This window comes from Erwinia sp. V71, assembly GCF_965644245.1.
Taxonomy (GTDB): Bacteria; Pseudomonadota; Gammaproteobacteria; order Enterobacterales; family Enterobacteriaceae; genus Erwinia.
Map to the genome: position 1 here is coordinate 1 of NZ_CBFFRK010000172.1, position 7,245 is coordinate 7,245.

A 7,245-nucleotide genomic window follows, 5' to 3' on the forward strand; every position below is an offset into this window, starting at 1 on the left:
GTCTGAAGAGATGCACGACAAGATCATCGGCTGGTATCTGACAATCAACCACTACCACTAAATCTGCGTCACGACCACATTTTCCTTACCCGGAATGATTTTCTGTAATCCTGATAATGTCACGGCCGGAGAGCCAGGCATACCCTCAACACTTCCCCATGGCTCTAATACCTTGATAGCAGCAGGTTGCTCCAGTTTCTGTACTTTCATTTTTAGATTTCCCTTTGGATGAAAATGAAAACGCGATACCAGAAAATCATAAATTAAGCATTGAAAATATTGATTAACTTAATGGCTCAGCGGCAATACAAATACGTCAAAATCAGCAGCGATTTGGCATAAACGGTTAACGTTCGGTTATTGACGGGGATAACTATGGCGAAAAAATTAAAGAGGATGATGTCGTTTTCAATAGGGTAAATGATTATCCGGCAGGAAAGCTGGATGGCGACCACAGACATTAATGCATTACAGCGGTGTTTATTGCCATAAATAATAATTATATATAATAATCATTCCATTTATCGTTTCAGCGTTGCTGATGCGAAAGACAATAAATGTAACAATAAAAAGCAAATTGCTGATTTACAAACGATACAGTTAACCCGTCTGGCAGACATGCAAATTAGAGACTATAGTCTCTTTTATTTATGCCTTCATGGCACCAAACCTTAAGCCGTCATCAGTACGGGACACTCGCCTCTTTCTGCTCAAAAAAACAACCGATTCAGCCGCAAAGCCCGTATACCACAGCCACCAGGTGAAATTTATAAAATATATGCAGAGAGTTATTTAGTTACCTCTTGCCGACAACCGATAAAACAGTTACGATGACTTCAACCTATACTTTTGGCTAGGTTATCTACCTGGCAAGATTTCCCTGGTGTTGGCCAAAGTGGCAACCCCTTACCACAGGTAAGGGGATTTTTTTACCCTTCGCCTGATAATTCCCCATTAATAATATTCACCATAAAAATTAAATATAATATTATTAGCAGAGACACCAATAAATGGAACAACAGTCTCATTTAATGGTACACGTAATAAACACTATTCCTTTCCCGGCGAATAGAATATTCGCAAAAAACCGATAATATTCGCTGAATCGCGTCGTTCTATTTCTGCTCCATGCGGCTTTGCTGCTGGCGCAACAACGATGGCGCATAACCGAACAGGCTTCTGAAGCGGTTGCTGAAATGGCTGGCAGAGCTAAAACCACAAGCCAGCGCGATATCCGTAAGCGGCAGTTGCGTCTGACGCACCAGCTGTTCCGCCTTCGCCATCCGGCGTTGCATCACGTACTGGTGTGGCGCCAGCTTCATTGACTGCTTAAACATACGTGCAAAATGAAATTCGCTCAGACCCGCCTGCTGCGCCAGGTCCGCCAGCGTGATCGATTCATCCAGCTGCTCCTCAATCCACGCCACAATATTGCGCAATACCGATGGCGCCAGACCACCACGCACCTGCGGTGCCTGCCACTGTACATTGCTGTAGTGTTGTAACAGATGGGTGATCAGCAGGGTGGATGCGGTGCTTAACGTCAGATGATTCGCCGCCTGTTGCCAGTCACAGCTCAGCAGGAAGTGGCGGTAGAGTTGGGTAATGCGGGCATCGTCGCAGAAGATCTTCTCATCCAGGCAAATGCTGGCCGGGCGACGGTCCCAAATCTGCTCCGCCAGATGACGCAAGTGGGCATCGGTGCAATACAGATGAGCAAACGTCAGATCGCCGCGCACATCCCAGGTTGATTCGCTCTGTTGCGGCATCAGACAAAAACGATCCGGCGCGCCGCCATTACGCCAGCCACCTGCGGTTTTATGCCAGGTATCCTGCCCGTCGTTAAGATAAAGGCTGAGAGTATGGTGGTCACTCTGTTGCGTGACGCGGTCTTCACGGTTATACCACGCCGCCAGCTGAATGCCTGACGTCAGCGAAACACTGTTAAGCAAACGCGCTTTATGCTGGCGCAAATTTTCAAAGGTATCGTAGGGCTTGTGCATGATCACGGGCAGTGCAGGGAAACCATTTTTCCAGTGTAAAGAGTGAGACGCATGTCGACCAGTGCTTGTTCACCCCGCCGATAAAAAAAGCGCAAGAATATGCAAGTGGACACAAGCGGCTGCAAGTTTATCCCGCAAATCAGCGCAATACTGGCGATAAATTGTATCGCAAAGAGGAATGCCGTGAACGTCTTACTTTATATGATGGTGGTGGTGATTTGGGGCACCACCTGGATTGCCATCGTTATGCAACAGGGCATTGTCCCGGTGACGGTTTCCGTGTTCTGGCGCTTTCTCATTTCCGCGCTGGTGATGCTGGTGGCGCTGACGCTCGCCGGTCGCCTGCGTCGTATCAGTCTGCGCGATCATCTGTTCTGTCTGCTGCAGGGCTGCTGTGTTTTCGGCTTTAACTTTTTCTGCTTCTATCACGCCGCCGCCTGGATCAGCAGCGGTCTGGAATCGGTCATCTTCTCCATGTCAGTGCTGTTCAATGCGCTGAACAGCCTGCTGTTCTTTGGCCAGCGCCCGCACGCGAATGTGCTGCCCGCCGCGCTGCTCGGCGTGGGCGGGATCATTGCCCTGTTCTGGCACGACTTAACCGCGACACAGTTAGCCCCGTCTTTATTAATGGGGATTGGTCTGAGTGCGCTGGGGACTTACGGCTTCTCGCTGGGCAATATGATCAGCGCACGCCATCAGCGTCGTGGCCTCGAGATCCTCTCAACCAACAGCTATGCCATGCTGTATGGCGCGCTGATTATGGGGGCAATTAGCCTGGCGTCCGGCGACAGCTTTATGCCGGAGCTGACGGTGCGTTATCTGGGGTCGCTGTTCTATCTGGCGATTTTCGGTTCAGTGATTGGCTTTGGTGCTTACTTCACGCTGGTCGGCCGTATCGGCGCCAGCCAGGCGGCCTATGCCACGCTGCTGTTCCCGCTGGTGGCGCTCACGCTTTCGACCTGGTATGAGGGTTACGTCTGGCACGCCAATGCGGTGATTGGTCTGGTCATGATCCTGCTGGGAAATTACGTGATGTTTGCCCGTCCAGGCATGCTGTTGCGGCGCAAAGCCGCGGCGTGAAACGGTTTACGGCGGGCGTCCTGCCCGCCACCTGCATCAGCGGCTGTTTGCCTGACGCACCGCGCTCTCATACAGCGGGTAAGGCCGCCGGGTGATGGCCCGTCGGGCAAGCCAGTACAGCATCACCTTCTCATCATCCGTGTCCTGGTCAGCCATCGACAGTAATTTAAGTGACAGTGTCGATTTATTCACGGGCTGGTTTGCATCACTCAGTTCAATCACCGCCTGACCTATCAGGCAGCAGACTTCTTCCTCATTTGAAATGGATTCATATGCACGATCTTTCATATCTCCTCCTGTGGTTGGGACTTTAAGCCTGGCAAAAGATCGCGTTCAGCGCCGCCCAATCCTCCCTGCTGAAATAATTTGCAATCGTTATCAGATTATTCTGCGCGTTTTCTGCTCATTCCCGCGCGAAAAAGCGGCTGTTTATTGCTGAACTCGTCACTATTTGTTCGGCATTATCCGGCCTACGCTTTGGTTAACGTTAACTACCAGGGAGGTCGCTATGCATTCCACATTGCATTTTGTCAGCCAGTTGCAGCAGCTCTGGCATCAGGAATCACACAGTCAACACCACTCCGTGTTCTGGCTCACCCCGGAGCAACGGGCGGCGATTATCCGTGAACTGCTGTATCCAGTCGCGGAGAAATCACAACAGAAACCTTAACCCATCTGCACCACACCTGGCATAAACGGCATCTCAGCGCTCCGGCAATGCCGTTTATGCCGTACTCCATGCATTTCATTCCGTCTCCGTGTCAGTTCATGCCGAATTCCCCTGCTGTTTAGCGTGTTTTCTTATGATGACTGCAATTTCAGCATTCCCGGACGGGAGAATAATCATGAAGACGCAAACAGCAGTGAATCCTCACAACCGCACCCGCTGGCTCACCCTGGTCGGCACTATCATTACCCAGTTCGCGCTGGGTTCGGTCTATACCTGGAGCCTGTTCAACGGCCAGCTGTCGCAAAAACTGGATGCTTCCGTAAGCCAGGTGGCATTCTCCTTTGGTCTGCTGAGCCTGGGTCTGGCGCTGGCGTCCTCCGTTGCGGGTAAACTGCAGGAGCGTTTCGGCGTGCGTAACGTGACCATCGGCGCCGGTCTGTTGATGGCGGTTGGCTTCTTCCTGACCGCGCACTCTGACAGTCTGCTGATGCTGTGGTTCAGCGCGGGCGTGCTGGTCGGCCTGGCGGATGGCGCGGGTTACCTGATGACGCTCTCCAACTGCGTGAAGTGGTTCCCGGAACGCAAAGGCCTGATCTCTGCCTGTGCTATCGGCGCTTACGGTTTAGGCAGTCTCGGTTTTAAATTTATCTGCAGCTACCTGCTCAGCGTGTACAGCCTGGAGAGCACCTTCCTGATCTGGGGTGGCCTGGCGATGTCGATGATTATCTTCGGTGCGCTGATGATGACGGATGCACCAGTGCAGCAGACCAACGGTGCGCAGGGTGTTGCTACTGCGCGTGATTTCTCGCTGGCAGAATCAATGCGTATGCCGCAATACTGGATGCTGGCGCTGATGTTCCTCACTGCCTGCATGAGCGGTCTGTATGTGATTGGCGTGGCGAAAGATATCGGCGAAGGCATGGTGCATCTCAGTGCGCAGACCGCCGCCAGCGCAGTCACCATTATTGCTATCGCAAACCTGAGTGGCCGTCTGGTGCTCGGCATCCTGTCTGACAAAATGGCGCGCATCCGTGTGATTACTATCGCACAGGTCGTTTCACTGGCCGGAATGAGCATCCTGCTGTTCACCAGCATGAATGAAACCACGTTCTTTATCTCGATTGCCTGTATCGCCTTTAGCTTCGGCGGCACCATCACCGTGTATCCGTCACTGGTCAGCGATTTCTTCGGTCTGAACAATCTGACCAAAAACTACGGCGTGATTTATCTGGGCTTTGGTATCGGCAGCGTAATGGGTTCACTGATTGCCTCACTGTTTGGCGGCTTTACCGTTACCTTCAGCCTGATTATGACCCTGCTGGTGATTTCGCTGGTACTCTCTGCCACCATTCGTCTGCCAAACCAGCCGGCGAAACTGAAAGCGACGTACAACCACAGCGAAGCCTGATAGTACGGGGGCCGATAAGAGCGCTCCCCACACCATGGGGGAAGGCGCTGTCCGGGTCCCGCTTCGGATTAACTTGTTCAAATAAAAATAGCGCCCGCAGGCGCTATTTTTTTACTCAGAAGGATGTCCAGTCACCGCTGTCTGTCGCGGGTTTTGATCCTGCCGTCAGGTATTTTACTTCCGGCAACGCGGCCGGGCGCTTGTCCCGCGTAGCTGTCACCATTCCCCCCAGTCCCTGTGGCAGCGTAAAGACCGCAACCACATTGTTCAGATGGTTCGCCTGGTCTTCCAGCGCGGCGGAAGTGGCGGAAGATTGCTCCACCAGCGCGGCGTTCTGCTGCGTCACGCTGTCCATCTGAGTAATCGCGGCACCAACCTGCGTGATGCCTTTGCTTTGCTCACTGGAAGCAGACGCGATCTCTTCCATAATATCCGTCACATTGGTGACCGATTTCAGGATGTTTTCCATCGACTGGCTGGCGAGTTCTACCTGATCAGAACCGCTGCGCACATTCACCACCGACTCATCGATCAGGGTTTTAATCTCTTTCGCTGCTGTCGCGCTACGCTGCGCCAGATTTCTTACTTCACTCGCCACCACCGCAAAGCCACGCCCCTGCTCACCCGCGCGGGCCGCTTCCACTGCCGCATTCAGCGCCAGAATATTGGTCTGGAAGGCGATGCTGTCAATCACACCGATAATATCGGCGATCTTCTGCGAACTGTGGGTAATGTTATGCATACTGGAGTTAACCGCTTTCATCACTTCCCCACCCTGGCTGGCAGCAACAGACGCATCTTTGGCAATCACACTGGCCTGCTGGGCATTATCCGCATTCTGTTTCACCACCGCGCTCAGTTGCTCCATACTGGCGGCGGTTTCACTCAGTGCTGATGCCTGCTCTTCTGTACGGGTCGACAGGTCTGTATTACCGGACGCAATTTCACTGCTGCCCTGGAAGATTTCACTGGCGCTGTGACGGATCTCGCTGACCGTTTTCACCCAGTTAGCCTGCATGGTATTGACGAAAGGAATCAGCTGGCCGACTTCATTGCGTCCCAGTTCCTCCATGGTTTTGTCCATTTCACCTTTCGACAGGCGCTGCAGATGGGCTTTGACCTTCTCCAGTCCCTGTCCCATCAGACGGGCAAGATAGCGATCGGTGGCAATCAGAATCACCAGCCCCACCACCATCGCAATCACCAGCATCGTCTGGCTTAACGAAACCCAGGACTGAATACGCAGCTGCGCTTCCGCTTTCAGGGTGCTAATCGTCTGATTGTACTCACCAATCGCCTGAGTAAACTTCTGGCGCAGTGGCGCAAACTTCTCATCGAATAATTTATCGTAACCCGCATTGTCCCTGCGTTTTACCGCCTCCAGCATCGGGACGATAGCTTCGCTGTACAGCTGCCAGGAGCTGTTATAAATATCGTCGATCGACTGGCTGTTGATATTGGCATGGTCTGTCACTTTAAAGGTTTCCAGCCCTTTGCGCAGGAACTCAACATCCCCCTCGATAGCATCACGCATTGCACTCGCATTCATCGTGCCAAATGTCCCGTTGTCACCTTCAGCGATCAGCGATGCCATTCTTAACGTCACACGGTAATACGCTTCGCTGGCACCATTGATGATATCGCCATTAAGCTGCTGCACATTGGTCAAATCAACTTCACGCGTCAGATTATTCAGTGCATAAAGAGAGAACGCAGAAATACTTCCCCATAGCAGGGTAAACAAAATCAGAATAGCCAAAACCATACGCTTAATGCGGACATTATTGATAAAACTCATTCGCTACCACCTCATATTAAAATAGTAAAATCTTCGTTGAGAAAATTTCATCCTGATGCTTTCAACTGCGCTTTTTTACCTTTCAAATACGCAGGAATTATCGGCTAAAAATGAGGCAGCTTTAGCTGAAACAACGGCATAGTGTCAGTGCAATGCCAGACATGTGCACTTTAAGTCAAATAACGCTTATTTCAGATTAAATACCCTGGTGGCGGATTCAACTCCGAAGTGCAACGCTAAGCCGCCAATCTTAGCTCTGCAAACACCACAGACGGTTGCCTGAATC

Annotated in this window: 6 protein-coding genes and 1 pseudogene; 3 read left to right on the forward strand and 4 right to left on the reverse strand. The window is 51.7% G+C overall.

Annotated features, from left to right (window positions below):
- Positions 1 to 78: 78 nt before the first annotated feature.
- Positions 79 to 210: pseudogene (locus tag ACSZO1_RS21095) on the reverse strand (cupin domain-containing protein); the annotation flags it as partial.
- Between the two features lie 905 nt (positions 211 to 1,115).
- Entirely contained in the window at positions 1,116 to 2,003 is an 888-nt protein-coding gene (locus tag ACSZO1_RS21100) for a helix-turn-helix domain-containing protein (protein WP_437616152.1), read from the reverse strand.
- A 183-nt stretch (positions 2,004 to 2,186) separates the two neighbouring features.
- Here ACSZO1_RS21100 and ACSZO1_RS21105 point away from each other — a divergent pair, with 183 nt between their 5' ends.
- Complete coding sequence (locus ACSZO1_RS21105) at positions 2,187 to 3,083, forward strand: DMT family transporter (protein WP_437616154.1); 897 nt, start codon at positions 2,187 to 2,189, stop codon at positions 3,081 to 3,083.
- A gap of 36 nt (positions 3,084 to 3,119) precedes the next feature.
- Here the strand turns inward: ACSZO1_RS21105 and ACSZO1_RS21110 are convergent, their stop codons facing one another.
- A complete protein-coding gene (locus tag ACSZO1_RS21110; RefSeq protein ID WP_437616155.1) occupies positions 3,120 to 3,371 on the reverse strand; it encodes a hypothetical protein in 252 nt (83 codons plus the stop codon).
- Positions 3,372 to 3,591: 220 nt separating this feature from the next.
- Here ACSZO1_RS21110 and ACSZO1_RS21115 point away from each other — a divergent pair, with 220 nt between their 5' ends.
- Together ACSZO1_RS21115 and ACSZO1_RS21120 are read left to right on the forward strand one after the other, a co-directional pair.
- Entirely contained in the window at positions 3,592 to 3,753 is a 162-nt protein-coding gene (locus ACSZO1_RS21115; protein ID WP_437616157.1) for a hypothetical protein, read from the forward strand.
- A gap of 175 nt (positions 3,754 to 3,928) precedes the next feature.
- Positions 3,929 to 5,161: an L-lactate MFS transporter gene (locus ACSZO1_RS21120; protein WP_437616159.1), complete on the forward strand. Its 1,233-nt coding sequence runs from the start codon at positions 3,929 to 3,931 to the stop codon at positions 5,159 to 5,161.
- Positions 5,162 to 5,276: 115 nt separating this feature from the next.
- On the opposite strand, the gene ACSZO1_RS21125 is transcribed toward ACSZO1_RS21120, so the two are convergent.
- Positions 5,277 to 6,959: a methyl-accepting chemotaxis protein gene (locus tag ACSZO1_RS21125; RefSeq protein ID WP_437616161.1), complete on the reverse strand. Its 1,683-nt coding sequence runs from the start codon at positions 6,957 to 6,959 to the stop codon at positions 5,277 to 5,279.
- Between the last annotated feature and the right edge of the window lie 286 nt (positions 6,960 to 7,245).